18 protein-coding genes are annotated in these 19,647 nt (G+C 71.7%); 13 read left to right on the top strand and 5 right to left on the bottom strand.

The window, feature by feature from the left end:
- The first annotated feature begins 135 nt into the window (after window positions 1–135).
- Window positions 136–684: a TetR/AcrR family transcriptional regulator gene (locus tag ABD932_RS25485; RefSeq protein WP_345016403.1), complete on the top strand. Its 549-nt coding sequence runs from the start codon at window positions 136–138 to the stop codon at window positions 682–684.
- Between the two features lie 140 nt (window positions 685–824).
- Here the strand turns inward: ABD932_RS25485 and ABD932_RS25480 are convergent, their stop codons facing one another.
- Both ABD932_RS25480 and ABD932_RS25475 read right to left on the bottom strand, forming a co-directional pair.
- Window positions 825–1,760 carry a DeoR/GlpR family DNA-binding transcription regulator gene (locus ABD932_RS25480; protein WP_345016401.1) on the bottom strand — a complete coding sequence of 312 codons (936 nt, stop codon included), beginning with the start codon at window positions 1,758–1,760 and terminating at the stop codon, window positions 825–827.
- Window positions 1,761–1,962: 202 nt separating this feature from the next.
- Window positions 1,963–3,411: an NAD(P)H-quinone dehydrogenase gene (locus tag ABD932_RS25475; protein WP_126394503.1), complete on the bottom strand. Its 1,449-nt coding sequence runs from the start codon at window positions 3,409–3,411 to the stop codon at window positions 1,963–1,965.
- A 96-nt stretch (window positions 3,412–3,507) separates the two neighbouring features.
- On the opposite strand from ABD932_RS25475, the gene ABD932_RS25470 reads away from it, so the two are divergent.
- From ABD932_RS25470 to ABD932_RS25455, 4 genes are all read left to right on the top strand, one after another.
- On the top strand, window positions 3,508–3,945 hold the full coding sequence (locus ABD932_RS25470; RefSeq protein WP_126394501.1) for a gamma-glutamylcyclotransferase family protein: 438 nt from the start codon (window positions 3,508–3,510) through the stop codon (window positions 3,943–3,945).
- 181 nt (window positions 3,946–4,126) lie between these two features.
- Window positions 4,127–4,951, top strand: coding sequence for a purine-nucleoside phosphorylase (locus ABD932_RS25465; RefSeq protein ID WP_126394500.1), 825 nt, complete (start codon window positions 4,127–4,129; stop codon window positions 4,949–4,951).
- A gap of 250 nt (window positions 4,952–5,201) precedes the next feature.
- A complete protein-coding gene (locus tag ABD932_RS25460; RefSeq protein WP_345015836.1) occupies window positions 5,202–6,833 on the top strand; it encodes a phospho-sugar mutase in 1,632 nt (543 codons plus the stop codon).
- A gap of 152 nt (window positions 6,834–6,985) precedes the next feature.
- The gene (locus tag ABD932_RS25455; RefSeq protein ID WP_345015835.1) at window positions 6,986–8,176 is read left to right on the top strand and encodes a hypothetical protein; all 1,191 of its coding nucleotides are present in this window, start codon (window positions 6,986–6,988) and stop codon (window positions 8,174–8,176) included.
- A gap of 64 nt (window positions 8,177–8,240) precedes the next feature.
- Here the strand turns inward: ABD932_RS25455 and ABD932_RS25450 are convergent, their stop codons facing one another.
- Complete coding sequence (locus tag ABD932_RS25450) at window positions 8,241–9,926, bottom strand: hypothetical protein (protein WP_345015834.1); 1,686 nt, start codon at window positions 9,924–9,926, stop codon at window positions 8,241–8,243.
- Window positions 9,927–10,019: 93 nt separating this feature from the next.
- The gene (locus tag ABD932_RS25445; protein ID WP_345015832.1) at window positions 10,020–10,721 is read right to left on the bottom strand and encodes a PH domain-containing protein; all 702 of its coding nucleotides are present in this window, start codon (window positions 10,719–10,721) and stop codon (window positions 10,020–10,022) included.
- Window positions 10,722–10,968: 247 nt separating this feature from the next.
- Between ABD932_RS25445 and deoC the strand changes: the two genes are divergently transcribed.
- From deoC to ABD932_RS25420, 5 genes are all read left to right on the top strand, one after another.
- Window positions 10,969–11,937, top strand: coding sequence for a deoxyribose-phosphate aldolase (gene deoC, locus ABD932_RS25440; RefSeq protein ID WP_425587512.1), 969 nt, complete (start codon window positions 10,969–10,971; stop codon window positions 11,935–11,937).
- Window positions 11,938–11,942: 5 nt separating this feature from the next.
- On the top strand, window positions 11,943–13,379 hold the full coding sequence (locus ABD932_RS25435; protein ID WP_345015831.1) for an aldehyde dehydrogenase family protein: 1,437 nt from the start codon (window positions 11,943–11,945) through the stop codon (window positions 13,377–13,379).
- Entirely contained in the window at window positions 13,372–14,286 is a 915-nt protein-coding gene (locus tag ABD932_RS25430; protein ID WP_345015830.1) for an aldehyde dehydrogenase family protein, read from the top strand. The genes ABD932_RS25435 and ABD932_RS25430 overlap by 8 nt, the downstream gene beginning before the upstream one ends.
- Window positions 14,287–14,476: 190 nt before the next feature.
- The gene (locus tag ABD932_RS25425) at window positions 14,477–15,115 is read left to right on the top strand and encodes a uridine kinase family protein (protein ID WP_345015829.1); all 639 of its coding nucleotides are present in this window, start codon (window positions 14,477–14,479) and stop codon (window positions 15,113–15,115) included.
- Window positions 15,116–15,172: 57 nt separating this feature from the next.
- A complete protein-coding gene (locus ABD932_RS25420) occupies window positions 15,173–15,490 on the top strand; it encodes a DUF6281 family protein (RefSeq protein WP_345015828.1) in 318 nt (105 codons plus the stop codon).
- A gap of 184 nt (window positions 15,491–15,674) precedes the next feature.
- Here the strand turns inward: ABD932_RS25420 and ABD932_RS25415 are convergent, their stop codons facing one another.
- Window positions 15,675–16,421: a SigE family RNA polymerase sigma factor gene (locus ABD932_RS25415; RefSeq protein ID WP_345015827.1), complete on the bottom strand. Its 747-nt coding sequence runs from the start codon at window positions 16,419–16,421 to the stop codon at window positions 15,675–15,677.
- Window positions 16,422–16,687: 266 nt separating this feature from the next.
- Here ABD932_RS25415 and afsQ1 point away from each other — a divergent pair, with 266 nt between their 5' ends.
- Genes afsQ1 through ABD932_RS25400 form a run of 3 tightly spaced genes read left to right on the top strand, consistent with a single transcriptional unit; the run spans window position 16,688 to window position 19,577 of the window.
- Window positions 16,688–17,365 (top strand): two-component system response regulator AfsQ1, encoded by a 678-nt coding sequence (afsQ1, locus tag ABD932_RS25410; protein WP_067017699.1) that lies wholly within the window; start codon window positions 16,688–16,690, stop codon window positions 17,363–17,365.
- Window positions 17,362–18,948 carry an ATP-binding protein gene (locus tag ABD932_RS25405; protein WP_345015826.1) on the top strand — a complete coding sequence of 529 codons (1,587 nt, stop codon included), beginning with the start codon at window positions 17,362–17,364 and terminating at the stop codon, window positions 18,946–18,948. Before afsQ1 ends, ABD932_RS25405 begins: the two co-directional genes overlap by 4 nt.
- Window positions 18,948–19,577, top strand: coding sequence for a hypothetical protein (locus tag ABD932_RS25400; protein ID WP_345015825.1), 630 nt, complete (start codon window positions 18,948–18,950; stop codon window positions 19,575–19,577). Before ABD932_RS25405 ends, ABD932_RS25400 begins: the two co-directional genes overlap by 1 nt.
- Window positions 19,578–19,647 lie beyond the last annotated feature (70 nt).

Here is a 19,647-nt window from a genome sequence, read left to right as displayed (position 1 = left end):
CGTTTTCGTCCGGGTGGCATCCTGGAGGCACGCCGAGGGCGCGAGAGAAGGCAGGTGGGAGCCATGGTGGGCGCGACCTCACGTGAGGCTGCGGAGCACGAGGACGCGGCGGCGACGCCGGCCCAGCCGCGTGCCATGCGATCCGACGCCCGCCGTAACCACGAGCGCCTGCTCACCGAGGCCCGCTCCGCCTTCTCCGAGCACGGCACCGACGCCTCCCTGGAGGACGTGGCCCGTCGGGCGGGCGTCGGCATCGGCACCCTCTACCGCCACTTCCCCAACCGTGACGCCCTGTTGAGCGCCGTCTTCGAGGACGCGGCCGCCGGCCTGCTGACCCGCTCCCGCGAACTCCTGCACGCCCCCGAGCCCTGTGCGGCCCTGGTGACGTGGCTGCGCGAGATGGTCACCCACGCGGGCGAGTACCGCGGCCTGGCCAGATCCCTGATGTCCGTCTCGTACGACAACACCTCGGCCCTGGCCCGCTGCAGCGGCCCGATCCGCGAGGCGGGCGGGGCACTGCTGGCACGGGCGCAGGAGGCCGGGTCGGTCCGCCCGGACGTGGCGATCGGCGACCTCCTCCAACTCACGCACGGGATCGCGCTGGCGGCGGAGGAGACACCGGGGGATCCGGAGCTGGCTGACCGGTTGCTGATGCTGACGTTGCGGGGCTTGAAAGCAGGCTGAGCGGCAGCCGGCCTGAAGGGGCGCGGGGCTGTATCGATTTGCGGCTCCGCCGCGGGGCGCGACCAGCCACAGACCACCCACACCCGCCCATGGACACAGAGCCCTACGGCGAAGCGGCGCCCGGCCAAGCCGTCGGCAGACTACCGCCGCCGCAAATCCGCGACGCGAGCCCGCTCCCGCTCCGCCCCGGAATCCCCCAGCACCGAGGCCGCCCTCAGCCCCGCGCCGGTGGAAGCCGCGGCCGGCCCCCGCCGAGGCCCCGGCAGCGCAGGCCGCTGCTGACGCCGGGCGGGGACCTCGTCACCCCCCGGGTTCCCGCTCGCGCCCGCCACCGCGATCTGCACCCCCTGGTCGGCGAGAGCCTGCAGCTCGGTGTGGGCACGGTCGTCATGGCCCGGCGGCTCGTCGGTGACCAGCCGCGTGATGACATCCGTGGGCACCGTCTGGAACATCGTGTCCGTACCGAGCTTGGTGTGATCGGCGAGGACGACGACCTCCGCGGCCGCCTGGACGAGGGCCCGGTCGACGGACGCCGAGAGCATATTGGACGTGGACAGGCCACGTTCGGCGGTGAGGCCGCTCCCGGAGAGGAAGGCCCGCGACACCCGCAGCCCCTGCAGGGACTGCTCGGCACCGCTGCCGACCAGGGCGTAGTTCGAGCCGCGGAGCGTACCGCCGGTCATCACGACCTCGACCCGGTTGGCATGGGCCAACGCCTGCGCCACCAGCAGGGAGTTGGTGACGACGGTCAGACCGGGGACGCGGGCGAGCCGACGGGCCAGCTCCTGCGTGGTGGTCCCCGCCCCGACGACGATCGCCTCGCCCTCTTCCACGAAGTTCGCGGCGAGGTCGGCGATGGCCGTCTTCTCGGCGGTCGCGAGATGTGACTTCTGCGGAAAGCCGGACTCCCGCGTGAACCCGCCCGGCAATACCGCACCGCCATGCCGGCGGTCGAGGAGTCCTTCTGCCTCCAGTGCGCGCACGTCCCGCCGTACGGTCACTTCGGAGGTCTGGACGACGCGGGCGAGCTCACGGAGCGACACGGCCCCGTTCGCTCGCACCATTTCGAGGATCAATTGGCGACGTTCTGCAGCGAACACGAAACTGACAGTAACCCCAACGACCGTCTGGTTTCAGCAGTTTGCGCCGAATAACAGAAGTTGTTCGCACGCAAGGGCGAGAAGTGGTATAGGGCCTAGTCCCGCCGCCTATGCCGTACGCATGCTCGACAACTCCCCGTGACCAGCGAGGAGTTGTTTCCGGCCGCCGGCGCCTCGCCTAGAGCTCGCCGCCGGACTTCCGTGTGTGCAACTGCCGTGCCACCTCGGCGATCGAGCCCGAAAGGGAGGGGTACACGGTGAAGGCGTTCGCGATCTGTTCGACCGTCAGATTGTTGTCGACCGCGATCGAGATCGGATGGATCAGTTCCGAGGCGCGCGGCGACACGACCACACCGCCGACCACGATGCCGGTGCCCGGGCGGCAGAAGATCTTGACGAAGCCGTCCCGGATGCCCTGCATCTTGGCGCGCGGGTTGCGCAGCAGCGGCAGCTTGACGACCCGGGCGTCGATCTTGCCCGCGTCCACGTCCGCCTGGCTGTAGCCGACGGTGGCGATCTCGGGGTCGGTGAAGACGTTGGAGGAGACGGTCTTCAGGTTCAGCGGGGCCACCGCGTCGCCGAGGAAGTGGTACATGGCGATACGTCCCTGCATCGCCGCGACCGACGCGAGGGCGAAGACACCGGTGACGTCACCGGCGGCGTACACACCGGGGGCCGTGGTCCGCGACACCTTGTCCGTCCAGATGTGCCCGGACTCGCGCAGCTTGACGCCGGCCTCCTCCAGGCCCATGCCCTCGGAGTTCGGGATGGCGCCGACCGCCATGAGGCAGTGGCTGCCGCTGATGACACGGCCGTCGGAGAGGGTGACCTCCACCCGGTCGCCGACACGCTTGGCGGCGGCGGCGCGCGAGCGGGCCATGACGTTCATGCCGCGGCGCCGGAAGACCTCCTCCAGGACGGCGGCGGCGTCCGGGTCCTCGCCCGGCAGCACGCGGTCCCGGGACGAGACGAGGGTGACCCGCGAACCGAGCGCCTGGTAGGCACCGGCGAACTCGGCACCGGTGACACCGGAGCCGACCACGATGAGCTCCTCGGGCAGCTCGTTGAGGTCGTAGACCTGGGTCCAGTTGAGGATGCGCTCGCCGTCGGGCTGGGCGTCGGGCAGCTCGCGCGGGTGACCGCCGGTGGCGATCAGGACGGCGTCGGCGGTGAGGGTCTCCTCGGTGCCGTCGGCGGCCCGGACGACGACCTTGCGGGACCCGTCGAGGCCCTGCATGCCCTCCAGCCGGCCGCGGCCGCGCAGAACCCGGGCGCCGGCGCGGGTGACGGAGGCGGTGATGTCGTGGGACTGGGCGAGGGCGAGCCGCTTCACACGCCGGTTGACCTTGCCCAGGTCGACGCCCACGACGCGCGCGGGCGTGTCGATGTGCGGGGTGTCGTCGGCGACGATGATGCCGAGTTCCTCGTACGACGAATCGAAGGTGGTCATCACCTCGGCCGTAGCGATAAGGGTCTTCGACGGCACGCAGTCGGTGAGCACCGACGCCCCGCCCAGACCGTCGCAGTCGACGACGGTCACCTCCGCGCCGAGCTGGGCGGCCACCAGGGCCGCCTCGTATCCGCCGGGTCCGCCACCGATGATCACGATCCGAGTCACGTACTCCATTGTCCCGCACGCATCAGCGTGGTACTGCCTGGGGGCCCGCCCGAGACACCACTGTTACGGGAGGGGCGAGCGATTCGGCTGCCGTACCCTCTCTGCATGTCGCTCTACGCCGCGTACGCCGGCAATCTCGACGCGCGGCTGATGACCCGCCGCGCCCCGCACTCGCCGCTGCGCGCCACCGGCTGGCTGAACGGGTGGCGACTGACGTTCGGGGGCGAGCAGCTCGGCTGGGACGGCGCGCTGGCCACGCTCGTCGAGGAGCCGGACGAGCAGGTCTTCGTCGCGCTGTACGACATCGCCCCGATGGACGAGGAGTCCCTGGACCGCTGGGAGGGCGTCGGGCTCGGGATATACCGCCGGCTCCGGGTACGGGTGCACACGCTGGAGGGCGAGGAGCCGGCGTGGGTGTACGTGCTGAACGCGTACGAGGGCGGGCTGCCGTCGGCCCGCTACCTGGGCGAGGTCGCGGACGCGGCGGAGTCGGCGGGGGCGCCGCACGACTATGTGATGGAGCTGCGGAAGCGGCCCTGCTGAGGCGCGCCGATCTCGACCCGCCGACCTCGACCCGTCTGCCCCAGCCCAGCGACCCCATCTCCCCCGCTGCCTCTCCCGCCCCTCCCGTCACACTCTTCGTTGGAAACGACAAGACAACGATCGCCATCCCGTGAGCTCTGTCATCTACGCGCGTAGGCCCGAACCGGCTACCCTCAGTCGCGTGAACGCATCTCTTCTTCCGGACGACATCCAGGGCGACCCTCACGCGGCCGCCGACGCCGCCGCCGCGCGCCTGCGCGAACTCACGGGCGCCGAGACCCACGACGTCGCCCTCGTGATGGGCTCCGGCTGGGCTCCGGCCGTGGACGCCCTCGGCGCACCCGAGGCCGAGTTCCAGGTCACCGAGCTGCCCGGGTTCCCCCCGCCGGCGGTGGAAGGACACGGTGGCAAGATCCGCTCCTACCGGATCGGCAACAAGCGCGCGCTCGTGTTCCTGGGCCGCACGCACTTCTACGAGGGCCGCGGTGTGGCCGCCGTGGCGCACGGCGTCCGTACGGCGGTGGCGGCCGGCTGCAAGACGATCGTGCTCACGAACGGCTGCGGCGGTCTGCGCGAGGGCATGCGCCCCGGCCAGCCGGTCCTGATCAGCGACCACATCAACCTCACGGCGACGTCCCCGATCATCGGCGCGAACTTCGTCGACCTCACCGATCTGTACTCGCCGCGGCTGCGGGCCCTGTGCAAGGAGATCGACCCCACGCTGGAGGAGGGCGTCTACGCCCAGTTCCCCGGCCCGCACTACGAGACGCCGGCGGAGATCCGGATGGCTCGGGTGATCGGTGCGGACCTCGTGGGCATGTCGACGGTGCTCGAAGCGATCGCGGCGCGTGAGGCGGGGGCCGAGGTGCTGGGCATCTCGCTGGTGACGAACCTCGCCGCCGGCATGACGGGCGAGCCCCTCAACCACGAGGAGGTCCTGCAGGCCGGACGCGACTCGGCGACGCAGATGGGTTCGCTGCTGGCGCAGGTGCTGGGACGGCTGTAGGGCGTTTTCTCGCCCCCGCCGCCCCTACCCGTCCCGTCCCTGGGGGCCTGCGGCCCCCAGACCCCCGCTTCGGCCCTTAAGGGGCCTCGTCCTCAAACGCCGGACGGGCTGAATCAGCCCCTCCGGCGTTTGAGGAGCGGGGTCTGGGGCGGAGCCCCAGAAGGACGGGACGGGTAGGGGCGGCGGGGGCGAAACACTCTGGGCCCGCACCCACCCGCTCCGAACGACACACAACGAGAGGCTGACCGACGTGCACGACGATCTCATCGCCCGGGCCCAGGCATGGCTCGCCGAGGACCCCGACCCGGAGACCCGCGACGAGCTCGCCAAGCTCATCGACGCCGGGGACGTCACCGAGCTCGCCGACCGCTTCGGCGGCACCCTCCAGTTCGGCACCGCGGGCCTGCGCGGGGAGATCGGCGCCGGGCCGATGCGGATGAACCGCACGGTCGTGATCCGCGCCGCGGCAGGACTCGCCGCGTACCTCAAGAAGCAGGGCCACGACGACGGCCTCGTCGTCATCGGCTACGACGCCCGCCACAAGTCGGCGGACTTCGCCCGCGACACCGCCGCCGTGATGACCGGCGCCGGCCTCCGCGCGGCCGTACTCCCGCGCCCCCTCCCCACCCCCGTCCTGGCCTACGCCATAAGGCACCTCGGCGCCGCCGCCGGAGTCGAGGTCACCGCCAGCCACAATCCGCCCCGCGACAACGGCTACAAGGTCTACCTGGGCGACGGCTCCCAGATCGTCCCGCCCGGGGACATCGACATCGCGGCGGAGATCGCCGCCGTGCCGTCGCTCACGGCCGTCCCCCGCCCGGAGTCCGGCTGGGAGACCCTCGACGACAGCGTCCTCGACGCCTACCTCGCCCGTACCGACGCGGTCCTCGCCCCCGACTCCCCCCGCACCGCCCGCACCGTCTACACGGCGATGCACGGCGTCGGCAAGGACGTCCTCCTCGCCGCCTTCGAGCGCGCCGGCTTCCCCGCCCCCGCCCTGGTCGCCGAGCAGGCCGACCCCGACCCGGACTTCCCGACCGTCGCCTTCCCCAACCCGGAAGAGCCCGGCGCGATGGACCTCGCCTTCGCCAAGGCCCGTGAGACCGACCCCGACCTCGTCATCGCCAACGACCCCGACGCGGACCGCTGCGCCGTGGCCGTGCGGGACGGGGACGCGTGGCGGATGCTGCGCGGCGACGAGGTCGGCGCGCTGCTCGCCGCCCACCTGGTGAACCGCGGAGCCCAGGGCACCTTCGCCGAGTCCATCGTCTCCTCCTCCCTCCTCGGCCGTATCGCCGAGAAGGCGGGGCTGCCGTACGAGGAAACCCTCACCGGCTTCAAGTGGATCGCCCGCGTCGACGGCCTGCGCTACGGCTACGAGGAGGCCCTCGGCTACTGCGTCGACCCCGAGGGCGTGCGCGACAAGGACGGCATCACCGCCGCGCTGCTGATCACCGAGCTGGCCTCGGTCCTCAAGGCCGAGGGCCGCACGCTGCTCGACCTGCTCGACGACCTCGCCGTGGAGCACGGCCTGCACGCCACCGACCAGCTCTCGGTCCGCGTCCAGGACCTGTCGGTCATCGCCGACGCCATGCGGCAGCTGCGCGAGCAGCCGCCGACCGAGCTCGCCGGTCTGGCCATCACCCGCGCCGAGGACCTCACCCAGGGCACCGAGACGCTCCCGCCCACCGACGGCCTGCGCTACACCCTCGACGGCGCCCGCGTCATCGTCCGCCCCAGCGGCACGGAGCCCAAGCTCAAGTGCTACCTGGAGGTCGTCGTCCCGGTCGGGACGCACGACGGTCTCCCGGCGGCCCGCGCCAAGGCGGCCGACCTGCTGGCGACGATCAAGCGGGATCTGTCGGCGGCGGCAGGCATCTGAGGGTTCTCGGAGGGTTCTCAAGGGGGTGCCTCATCCGGAGGCACCCCCTCGGGTGATTTCTTCACGGCGGTTGACCTGAGCTCCACGCCCGGCACCGGCACCCCGGCAACGGTGGAAGGGAACGCACCACCGAGCCGCCTGGAGCCGCCGCCGTGTCCACGACCGCATCCCGGCCGACACCCCGAGCGACCACCACCCCCGGCTCCCCGCGCCCGTCACCCCCGCGCGCTCTCCCCGCTCCCCTGCACGCCCTGCACCGCGCGGCGCCCGCCCTCCTCGCCTACCTCGCCGTACGCGGCACCGGCCTCGCGCTCCTCACCGTCTGGGCGCACCGCCGGCACCACGGCGTCTGGCCGATCCTGGCGACGCAGTGGGACGCCGACTGGTACCTCGGTATCGCCGACCACGGGTACGCGCACGAACTCGGCACCGCGTACGACGCCAACAACCTCGCCTTCTTCCCGCTCTACCCGGTCCTGGTCAAGGCGGTCGCGGCCCTCACGCCGGGCACCCGCGCCAGCACCGGCCTCGCCATCGCCGTCGTCGCCTCCGTCGTCGCCGCATGGGGTGTCTTCGCCGTCGGCGACCGGCTCTACGGCCGCCGGGTCGGGATCATCGTCACCGTCCTCTGGGCCGCGCTCCCGGTCGGGCTGGTGCAGTGGATGGGCTACACCGAGTCCCTGTTCACGGCCCTCGCGGCCTGGTCCCTGTACGCCGTGCTCACCGGCCGCCCGCTCACCGCGGCCTGGCTCGCGGCGCTCGCGGGCCTGACCCGTCCGACCGGCGTCGCGGTGGCGGCGGCGGTCACCGTGGCGGCACTGCTCGCACTGCGCCGCCGCTTCTCCGTGCGTACCCTCGCGGCCGCCGCGATCGCACCGCTCGGCTGGTGCGGATACGTCGGCTGGGTGGGCCTGCGGGTGGGCCGCTGGGACGGCTACTTCGCCGTACAGCGGCTGTGGCACAACGAGTGGGACGGCGGACGCGAGACCCTGCGCCGGATGCGGCACCTGCTGGCGTACGACCCGACGCCCGACCTGTTCCTGGTGCTGGTGACGTTCACACTGGTCGCGTCGGTGGTGCTGTTCGGGCTGTCGGTGGGCGACCGGCAGCCGGTGCCGCTGCTGGTCTTCACGGCCGTACTGCTGGCGATCGTCCTGGGCAGCGGCGGTGTCTACTTCCCGCGCGCCCGCTTCCTCCTGCCCGCCTTCCCGCTCCTGCTCCCCCTCGCCCTGCACCTGTCCCGCGCCTCCCCCCGCTGCCGCGCGCTGGCCCTCGCGGCAGCGGTCGCCGGCTCGGCGTACTGCGGCGCGTACATGACGCTGGTGTGGCCGGCCGCGCCCTGAGGCCCGACGCAGGCGGGTTCACCGGCACCTGGGGCCCATGGCGCCCATGGGGGCACCGTCCCGGTCACACCCAGAGCACCAGCGCCGTCCAGCCCAGCGCGATGAGCACCGCGAGCGGCCACAGCGGGCGCCCGCGCCGGCGCTCGTCGCTCACCGCGGCCGGCCGCGTGTCCGGGTCGCGCCACATCGCCGTGACCTCGGCGGCGAGCCGGTCGTAGGGGTGGACGAGGCCCGCCTTCCGCTCCAGCCACCGCCAGCGGAGCGTGTCCACCGACCACTCCCCGAAGACGCTCCGGCGACTGCCGATCTTCAGCTCCGGCCCCTTGGACTCCACGATCCGCACCTCGTCCCACGCGATGTGCCGGATCCTGCGCAGCCCGTTGAACCACAGCCCCTCGCGGTCGGCGGTGACGCTCCACGCCAGTTGGCGCGGCACCATCAGAGCCATACCGAGTCCCAGCAGCGCACCGAGGACGTACCGCCAGAGCCCGCCCTCGGCCACGAACAGGACACCCACCCATACGGCCCCCAGCGCCACCGAGAGCCAGTCCGCCCAACCGGCCCGCCACCGCCGCACCTCGACATGCCCCTGCCCGCGCAGCCGCCCGGCGACGTCCTCGGCGGCGCCGCGCTGCCGCGCCTCGTCCGCCACCGCACGCTTCTCCCGCGCGAGCCGACGCCGGACGGCACCCTCGGAGAACGGCCGTACGGGCCCGGTGGACCACTCCACGACCGCCGGCTCGTCGGGTTCCGCCGCGGCGATGACGAGCAGCACCTCGGCACCGTCGTAGGGCAGACCGTGGAGGACGGCTTCGCGGAGGGGGCCGGGCTCGTCGGTGTCGAGGCGGTCGAGGAGTTCCTGGATCTCCGCGTCGTCGGGTTCGTCGTGGTCTTCGTCCTCGCTGTCCTCGCCCTCTTCGTCCTCGCGTTCGTCGTCGTCATCCTCGTCGTCCTCGTCGAGCTCCGACGTCGCGACAGTGAACAGCGGCCGTACCGCCTCCAGGTCGTCGGCGGCGTACACCTCGGCGTCCACGTCGGTGTTCACCCGCATCAGCACCCGCAGCACGGGCACGGGCTCCCGGCGCAGCCCGGCGGCACGCCACCGGCCGAGCGCGGCGGACGCCAGGACGGTGACGCCGAGACCGACGACGAACCAGCCGACGGCCAGGGCGGTCCGCCGGTCGTCGGCGAGCTCCCACCCGCCGGAGGTGGCGACCAGTACGGCACCGGCCACGAGCGGTACGACCCCGAGCCGGGCGAGGAACTTCCCGCGCTGCAGCGGTGCGTCACCGACCGGCAGGGCGCTGGTCACGCCTCCCGCGGCAGCGCCGGCCGCCACCCGCTGCCGGCCCCGCGCGAGGAGCCGCAGCACGGCGGACAGCCACAGCAGCACGAGGACGGCGGCCAGGCCCACCGCCCACGCCAGGGCGACTTGCTGGAACAGCACGACAACGACGAGGGCGGGCGCCGTCAGCCGTGCGGCCTCGGGTCGTACCGCCACCCAGACGACCTGCAGGGCGACGAACGCGGCGACCCACCCCGGCAGCCCGGCGTGAAGTGCCAGGGCACCGGCGAGGATCCCGGCGGCCGGCACGACGGCCACGACGGCGGACGCCCGCAGCCGCAACGGCGTGTATCGAGGCGGCAGGGCACCGATCCAGCGCCGGGCCTGTTCACCGTCCCAGGGAAGACAGCCGTCGGGTATGGCGGAGGGGGGCAGCGCAAGGGGCTGCCGAGGATGCGTACTCATCGAATGCCAGACGATCGGACCGCGGGGGTGGTTGTGCTCCTCGGTCCGGTATTCGGGTGGGAGAGTCCTCGGAAGGCCTGGCGGGCCGGCCCGTCAGGGCATGAGCAGCAGGATCAGCAGCAGCACGGCACCCGTGATCGCCGGTGCCACCACCTCGTAGGCCCACCGCACGGTCACCTCGCCCTGCGCGGACTCCTCGTTCTCCCGGTGCGCCAGGAGGTCCCGCAGCTCGTCGATGATCTTGTCGGCCTCGGCGCGCGCCGGTCCGTCGGCGTCGAAGGCCGCCCGCGACGTCCCGAAGCCGAACCCTCCGGCCCCCGTTCCACCGCCCCCGCGGCCACCCCGCTCACCCCGCTCGGCGGCGTTCCGCTCCGCGGCCTCCCAGACCGACCGGCGCGCCGCCTTCTTGCGGGCCCGCAGCGAGACCGGGATCGCCCAGAGCTGGAACTTGGTGCCGGACTTGGCGATGGCCTCGTTCGTGTAGCCGGACCGCAGCGAGGCGATCTGTCCCCAGGGCAGCACGATGATGCGGAGCGGGTTGCGGATGCGCAGTCGCTCCTCGTTGGCGTAGACGGCGGGGCGCACGGTGTACGCGGACACGAGCGGCACGATGAGGATCAGTGCCGCGAGCGCGAGCCACTGGGTGCGGCCCTCGCCGCGTACCAGGGCGTCGATGCCGAGCCAGAGCACGACGGCCAGGAGGAGGACTCCGCCGACGATGCCCATGGGTGAGCGGTAGATCCGGTCCCTCGATACGGGGTCCGGGGTGGAGGGCTGGGGCTCGGGCGTCGTCATGGGCCCGATTGTGCCGCATGCCTGCCGGCGGCTTGGCGGGGCTCCCACTCGCCGTGGGGGGATTGCTTCGTACGCGGGTGCGGGTTGTGGTGGGCTGGTCGCGCCCACGCGGCGGTAGCCGCACATTCAACACAGCCCCGCGCCCCTTTGGGCGGGACGGCTGCCCGGCGTCATGTGGATCCGTTGCTCAACACAGATCCATCCCCCTGGGGTGTACAGCCGCTACGCGCGTAGATATGCTCGTCTGGTGACCATGCCCACCAATGCATCTACCGCAGCACACACCCTCTCGGACGTCACCGCGTCCGACAGCACGCTGCGCCGCTTCCTTCACGGGCTGCCCGGCGTCGACGCGGTCGGCCTGGAGGCGCGCGCCGCGTCGCTCGGTACCCGTTCCATCAAGACGACCGCCAAGGCGTACGCCATCGACCTCGCCATCTCGATGGTCGACCTGACGACGCTGGAAGGCGCGGACACCCCGGGCAAGGTCCGGGCGCTCGGCGCCAAGGCGGTCCACCCCGACCCCACCGACCGTACGACCCCGGCGACCGCGGCCGTCTGCGTCTACCCGGACATGGTGGCCACCGCCAAGGAGGCCGTCGCCGGGTCCGGCGTGAAGGTCGCCTCCGTCGCCACCGCCTTCCCGGCCGGCCGCGCCGCCCTCGCCGTGAAGCTGGCCGATGTCCGGGACGCCGTCTCGGCGGGTGCGGACGAGGTCGACATGGTCATCGACCGCGGGGCGTTCCTCGCGGGGAACTACATGAAGGTGTACGACGAGATCGTCGCCGTGAAGGAGGCCTGCGGGACGAGCGCCCGGCTCAAGGTCATCTTCGAGACCGGCGAGCTGTCGACGTACGACAACATCCGGCGGGCGAGCTGGCTCGGCATGCTGGCGGGCGCCGACTTCATCAAGACGTCCACCGGCAAGGTCGCCGTCAACGCCACCCCCGCGAACACGCTCCTTATGCTGGAAGCGGTGCGGGACTTCCGCGCCCAGACCGGCATCCAGGTCGGCGTGAAGCCGGCCGGCGGGATCAGGACGACCAAGGACGCCGTCAAGTTCCTCGTCCTGGTCAACGAGACCGTCGGCGAGGACTGGCTGGACAACCACTGGTTCCGCTTCGGCGCCTCCTCGCTCCTGAACGATCTGCTGATGCAGCGTCAGAAGCTGGCCACCGGCCGCTACTCCGGCCCCGACTACGTGACGGTGGACTGATCACCATGGCATCGGTATTCGAATACGCACCGGCCCCCGAGTCCCGCGGAGTCGTCGACATCGCGCCCTCGTACGGCCTGTTCATCGACGGCGAGTTCACCGAGGCCGCCGACGGCAAGGTCTTCAAGACCGTCTCGCCGTCCACCGAGGAGGTCCTCTCCGAGATCGCCCAGGCCGGCGAGGCGGACGTGGACCGCGCCGTGAAGGCCGCCCGCAAGGCCTTCGAGAAGTGGTCGGCGCTGCCGGGCTCCGAGCGCGCGAAGTACCTGTTCCGCATCGCCCGGATCATCCAGGAGCGCAGCCGGGAGCTGGCCGTCCTGGAGACCCTGGACAACGGCAAGCCGATCAAGGAGACCCGCGACGCGGACCTCCCGCTGGTCGCCGCGCACTTCTTCTACTACGCGGGCTGGGCCGACAAGCTCGACCACGCCGGCTTCGGCCCGTCGCCGAAGCCGCTGGGTGTGGCCGGCCAGGTCATCCCGTGGAACTTCCCGCTGCTGATGCTGGCCTGGAAGATCGCCCCCGCGCTCGCCACCGGCAACACGGTGGTGCTCAAGCCCGCCGAGACGACCCCCCTGTCCGCGCTCTTCTTCGCCGACATCTGCCGCCAGGCGGGCCTGCCCAAGGGCGTCGTCAACATCCTTCCGGGATACGGCGACACGGGCGCCGCGCTCGTGGCCCACCCGGACGTGAACAAGGTCGCCTTCACCGGCTCCACGGCCGTCGGCAAGGAGATCGCCCGGACCGTCGCAGGCAGCCGCAAGAAGCTCACCCTGGAGCTCGGCGGCAAGGGCGCCAACATCGTCTTCGACGACGCCCCGATCGACCAGGCGGTGGAGGGGATCGTCAACGGGATCTTCTTCAACCAGGGCCAGGTCTGCTGCGCGGGCAGCCGGCTGCTGGTCCAGGAGTCGATCCAGGACGAGCTGCTGGACTCCCTCAAGCGCAGGCTGTCCACGCTCCGCCTCGGCGACCCGCTGGACAAGAACACCGACATCGGCGCGATCAACTCCGAGGAGCAGCTCACCCGCATCACCTCGCTCGTCGAGCAGGGCGAGGCGGAGGGCGCCGAGCGCTGGTCCCCGGCCTGCGAGATCCCGACCTCCGGCTACTGGTTCGCCCCGACGCTCTTCACGAACGTCACCCAGGCGCACCGGATCGCCCGCGACGAGATCTTCGGCCCGGTGCTGTCGGTCCTGACCTTCCGTACGCCGGACGAGGCCGTCGCCAAGGCCAACAACACCCCGTACGGCCTGTCGGCGGGCATCTGGACGGAGAAGGGGTCGCGGATCCTCGCGGTCGCGAACAAGCTCCGCGCGGGCGTCGTCTGGTCCAACACGTTCAACAAGTTCGACCCGACCTCGCCGTTCGGCGGCTACAAGGAGTCGGGCTTCGGCCGCGAGGGCGGCCGCCACGGCCTGGAGGCGTACCTCGATGTCTGACAAGAACGACAAGACCGAGCGCGCCGAGCGGCTCTCCGTCTTCAAGACCTACAAGCTGTACGTCGGCGGGAAGTTCCCGCGTTCCGAGAGCGGCCGGGTGTACGAGGTGAGCGACTCGAAGGGCAACTGGCTGGCGAACGTGCCTCTTTCGTCCCGCAAGGACGCCCGTGACGCGGTGGTCGCGGCCCGCAAGGCGTTCGGGGCGTGGTCCGGCGCGACGGCGTACAACCGCGGCCAGATCCTCTACCGCATCGCCGAGATGCTGGAGGGCCGCCGCGAGCAGTACGTCCGCGAGGTCGCCGACGCCGAGGGCCTGTCGAAGTCGAAGGCGGCGGCGCAGGTCGACGCGGCGATCGACCGCTGGGTCTGGTACGCGGGCTGGACCGACAAGATCGCCCAGGTGGTCGGCGGCGGAAACCCGGTCGCGGGCCCGTACTTCAACCTCTCCTCCCCCGAGCCGACGGGTGTGGTGGCCGTCGTGGCCCCGCAGGAGTCGTCGTTCCTGGGCCTGGTCTCGGTGGTGGCTCCGGTGATCGCCACGGGCAACACGGCGATCGTGGTGGCGTCCGAGAGGTCCCCGCTGCCCGCCCTGTCCCTCGGCGAGGTCCTGGCCACGTCCGACCTGCCGGGCGGCGTGGTCAACGTCCTGTCCGGCCGTACGGCGGAGATCGCGACGCCGCTCGCCGCGCACCAGGACGTCAACGCGATCGATCTGGCCGGCGCCGACGACGTCCTGGCGAAGGAGCTGGAGATCGCCGCGGCGGACAATCTCAAGCGCGTCCTTCGTCCACAGCCTGTGGACAACTGGACCGAGACCCCGGGCATCGACCGCATGACGGCGTTCCTGGAGACGAAGACGGTCTGGCACCCGACGGGCTCCCTGGGCGCGTCCGGCTCGTCGTACTGAGAACCGGACCGGCGAGCACCGAGACCGGAGAGCCGCGCTTCCCCTCCGTCCAGGGGAGGCGCGGCTCTCTGCCGTTCCCGCCGCGCAAGGTAGCCAGGTGAACGCGAGGTGTGGTTGAGGTGTGATGCACGCTTCAAACTCGGTACGCCGGGTCGTCCCCCGGCAGGTCCATGCCTCACACTGGTGTCCCGTGAGTTCCCAACCGCCCATACCGACGCGAGTCGTGCTGCTCTGCGGCCCCTCCGGCTCCGGCAAGTCCCTCCTCGCCGCCCGCTCCGGTCTTCCGGTACTGCGGCTCGACGACTTCTACAAAGAGGGCGACGACCCGACCCTGCCGCAGGTCCCCGGGAGCTCCGACATCGACTGGGACCACCCCGACTCGTGGGACGCCGACACGGCCGTGGCGGCGATCGTGGAGCTGTGCCGCACGGGCCGTACGAACGTCCCGCTGTACGACATCTCGCTCAGCGCCCGCACCGGCGCGGAGAGCGTCGAGATCGGGCGGACCCCCCTGTACATCGCGGAGGGCATCTTCGCGGCCGAGATCGTGACCCGCTGCCGGGAACTCGGGGTGCTGGCCGACGCGCTGTGCCTGAGCCGCGGCCCGGTCAAGACGTTCCGCCGCCGCTTCCTCCGCGACCTGAAGGAGGGCCGCAAGTCGGTCCCGTTCCTGCTCCGCCGCGGCTGGCGCCTGATGCGCCTGGAGCGGTCGATCATCGCCCGCCAGACGGCACTGGGCGCCTACGCCTGCGACCGGGACGAGGCCCTGGGCCGCCTCACCGCGGCCGCGGCGGGCCGGTGCCCGGCGGCTTCGACGTCGGCGAGCTGAACGGCTTGGGCGCCTTCTCCGTCGTAGGCCTGAGATCTTGCGACGGAAAGGACGACGATGAAGGGTGCAGCTCTGCTCGTGACGGTCGCGATACTGGCGGCGGCCGGTTGCGCGGGCGCGAGCAGCGAAGCCTTGTGCTCGGGCCTGGTGACCTACGACGACCGCGACTACCTGCCCACCGAGAAGTCCGACTTCACCGTCGGCGAGCGGCTGGGCACCGCCACGGTCGCGGAGTGCGACGACACCCCGAACGACCCGGGGGTCGGCATCCCCGAGAGCACGACCGGCGCCTACGCGATCGAGGGGGTCGATCCCACCGAGGCCATCGCCGTCGGTGACAGCCCCGCCGAGGCGGCTCCCATGGCTGCCCGCTGACCGCACAGCGAAGCGGGACTGGACGGACCCCCCGGCCCTCCAGCCCCGCTCACGTTGTGCTCCCCCGCGTCCCCCGTGGTGGAGCACCCCCCGTTCCTCCCCGTTGGAACCCCCGTGGGCCCCCCGGCCCCCGTGGGTCCCCCCCCCACTTGCCACCGCTCCCCCGAGCGGCCCCCCACAACCTTCAGGCGACAAGCTCCCCGAAGGCGTCCTCCTCGTCACGGCCGAAGCTGAGGACCTCGTCCTCACGCAGCCGGCGCAGGGAGCGCCAGATGCTGGACTTCACCGTGCCGACACTGATGTCGAGGATCTCCGCGATCTCCGGGTCGGTGCGGCCCTCGTAGTAACGGAGGACCAGCATCGTGCGCTGGAGCTCGGGGAGCCGGGCGAGCGCCTGCCACAGGACCGCGCGCAGTTCGGTGCCGCGCATCGCGTCCGTGTCGCCGGGCGTCTCCGGCAGTTCCTCGGTCGGGTACTCGTTCAGCTTGCGGCGGCGCCACGCGCTGATGTGCAGGTTCGTCATGGTGCGGCGGAGGTATCCGCCGACCGCGGCCTTGTCGCTGATCCGGTCCCAGGCCTTGTACGTCGAGAACAGCGCGCTCTGCAGCAGGTCCTCGGCCTCGAAGCGGTCACCGGTCAGGTGGTAGGCGGTGGCGTACAGGGAGGCGCGACGCTCCTGGACGTAGGCGGTGAACTCCGCCTCCGACAGCGAGCGGCGACGCTCCCCCGAGTCCTCCCTGTACGCGGTTCCCCCGTGCGGTTCCCCCGTGAAACCGTCAACCACCGTCATGTACGCGGTGTGCTGACGCCCGGTGCCGCGAGCGCACCCCCGCCCGCTCACGGCACCGGACTTCTCCGAACCCCGGCCCCCGTTCACGTCGTGCAGACGCGTGATCACTGCGCTGTTGCTGGTGCCGTGCAGCGTGTTCATCTCGCGCCCCCCGTCGTGGACTTCCGGTGTTCTGGTCGTTCGTCTTGCTGTGGTGCGGCTTGCTGTTCTGCCTGTGCCGAAAAGCTTGCCCGGGCACCTTCATCGCCGTGTCCGCCGACTGTCACAGACCTGTCACAGCGGCCTGTGTCAGAGGACGCCCCCAGGCGCGGGACAGCACGACCACAGACATGAGCGCTACGTGCGCGTAGGCGTACAGCTCGTACAGGTGTCGAAAGACCACCCCCGCATGGGCCAGAATGAGCCCCGTGCCTTCCCTGTTGCTGATCGAGGACGACGACGCCATCCGCACGGCCCTGGAGCTCTCACTGACGCGCCAGGGACACCGCGTGGCCACCGCTGCCACGGGCGAGGACGGTCTGAAACTGCTGCGTGAGCAGCGGCCGGACCTGATCGTGCTGGATGTGATGCTGCCCGGCATCGACGGCTTCGAGGTGTGCCGCCGCATCCGGCGCACCGACCAGCTGCCGATCATCCTGCTGACCGCGCGCAGCGACGACATCGACGTCGTGGTCGGACTGGAGTCCGGCGCGGACGACTACGTCGTCAAACCCGTGCAGGGGCGGGTCCTCGACGCCCGCATCCGGGCCGTGCTGCGGCGCGGGGAGCGGGAGTCGAACGACGCGGCGACCTTCGGCAGCCTGGTCATCGACCGCGCGGCGATGACCGTGACGAAGAACGGCGAGGACCTCCAGCTCACCCCGACCGAGCTGCGCCTGCTGCTCGAACTGAGCCGCCGGCCGGGCCAGGCCCTGTCCCGCCAGCAGCTGCTGCGCCTGGTCTGGGAGCACGACTACCTCGGCGACTCGCGCCTCGTGGACGCCTGCGTCCAGCGCCTGCGCGCGAAGGTCGAGGACGTACCGTCCTCCCCCACGCTGATCCGTACGGTCCGTGGTGTCGGCTACCGGCTGGACACACCTCAGTGACCGACGCGCAAGGGGGGTTCCGCGGCTGGTTCGCGGCTCGTAAGGGAGTGTGGTCACGGCTGCGGTTCACCAGTCTGCGGCTGCGGCTCGTGGTCGTCTTCGGTCTGGTGGCGCTCACGGCCGCCGTGTCCGCGTCCGGGATCGCCTACTGGCTCAACCGCGAGGCGGTGCTCAGGCGCACGCAGGACGCGGTGCTGCGCGACTTCGAGCAGGAGATGCAGAACCGCGCGGGCCTGCTGCCCCAGCAGCCGACGCAGGACGAACTGCAGCACACCGCCGGCCAGATGGCCAACAGCAGCCAGCGCTTCTCCGTCCTGCTGGTCGCCCAGGACGCCGACGGCAAACCGGTCTACAGCAGCTCCGGCGGCCTGGACGGCTTCACGCTCACGGACGTGCCCAAGTCGCTGCGTACGGCGGTGAACGAGAAGCAGGAGGCCAACTCCGGCGGCAAGTCCGAGTACCACCTGTACTGGCAGCGCATCGTGGAGGACGACACCCCGTACCTGATCGCCGGTACGCGGGTGAACGGCGGCGGTCCGACCGGCTACATGCTCAAGTCCCTGGAGCAGGAGGCCAAGGACCTCAACTCCCTGGCCTGGTCGCTCGGCATCGCCACGGGCCTCGCGCTGATCGGCTCCGCGCTGCTCGCGCAGGCCGCCGCCACGACCGTACTGAAGCCGGTGCAGCGCCTCGGCGTCGCCGCCCGCCGCCTCGGCGAGGGCAGGCTGGACACCCGCCTGCGTGTCTCCGGCACGGACGAACTGGCCGACCTCTCCCGGACGTTCAACAACGCCGCCGAGGCGCTGGAGAAGCGGGTCGACGACATGGCCGCACGTGACGAGGCGTCCCGCCGGTTCGTCGCGGACATGTCCCACGAGCTCCGTACGCCCCTCACCGCGATCACCGCCGTGACGGAGGTACTGGAGGAGGAGCTGGAGGCGGAGTCCGGGTCCATGGACCCGATGATCGAACCGGCCGTACGGCTCGTCGTCAGCGAGACGCGCCGCCTGAACGACCTCGTCGAGAACCTCATGGAGGTCACCCGCTTCGACGCGGGCACGGCCCGCCTGGTCCTGGACAACGTCGACGTCGTCGACCAGATCACCGCCTGCATCGACGCCCGCGCCTGGCTGGACGCGGTCGACCTGGACGCCGAGCGCGGGCTCATGGCCCGCCTGGACCCGCGCCGCCTGGACGTCATCATGGCCAACCTCATCGGCAACGCGCTCAAGCACGGCGGCTCGCCGGTGCGTGTCGCGGTCCGCGCGGCGGACGACTCCGTCGTCATCGAGGTCCGGGACCACGGCCCCGGCATCCCCGAGGACGTCCTCCCGCACGTCTTCGACCGCTTCTACAAGGCCAGCGCCTCCCGCCCCCGCTCCGAGGGCAGCGGCCTCGGCCTGTCCATCGCCCTGGAGAACGCCCACATCCACGGCGGCGAGATCACCGCCGCCAACTCCTCCGAGGGCGGCGCCGTGTTCACCCTGCGGCTGCCCCGGGACGCGTCGGAGCTGGCCGAGCAGACGAACGGCACCGAGGGCAACGGCAAGGACGCCGACGACGCGAAGAAGGGGGACGCCTGATGGACGTGCGCGACTCGACGGGCGTTCCCGTACGCCGCCTGCTGACGCTCTCCGTGCTCACCGCCGCCCTCCTCACCGGGTGCGGCATACGGGCCACGGAGGTCCCGACCGACTTCGGCCCGGCCCCTTCGCGCGTGCACTGCTCGCTCTCCGAGCCGGACGTCTCGACGCAGGCCTCGCGCGGCCTGCCGGTCCAGGTGTTCCTCCTGTGCGGCTCGCAACTGGTGGCCGTGGAGCGGACCGTACGGGTCCCGGACGGCACGGCGGACTCCGAGCGCCGCGTGCTGGTCGCCCAGGGCCTGCTGGACGAGCTGGAGGAAACCCCGTCGCCCGACGAGAAGCAGGCCGGCTACACCACGGACGTCCGCGGCGCCATGAGCGTGAGCGGCCCCCGTCGTGACGACCCCGACGAGACACTGCGCCTGAGCACCCCGCCGGGCGACCTCACGTCGTACGCCCTCGCCCAGATCGTCTGCACGTTCTCGGACTCGACGGCCGCCGAGGGCGACGGCTCGGTCATCCTGGGCGGCCCGACCGCCGCGCCCCCACGCCGCTACGAGTGCACGGACGAGGTCCGCACGAGACCGGGCAGCAACGAGCCTCCGGCGAGCGACGTTTCGGGCGGGTGACTGCGCCGCGCATTTCAGTCGCCCCAGGAAAAACCAGCCCCTCCGGCGTTTGAGGAGCGGGGTCTGGGGC

The sequence above is a fragment of the Streptomyces shaanxiensis genome (genome assembly GCF_039537145.1).
Taxonomy (GTDB): Bacteria; Actinomycetota; Actinomycetes; order Streptomycetales; family Streptomycetaceae; genus Streptomyces; species Streptomyces shaanxiensis.
Note: the sequence above shows the minus strand (reverse complement) of the source record. Positions and strands in the feature narration are given on the sequence as shown.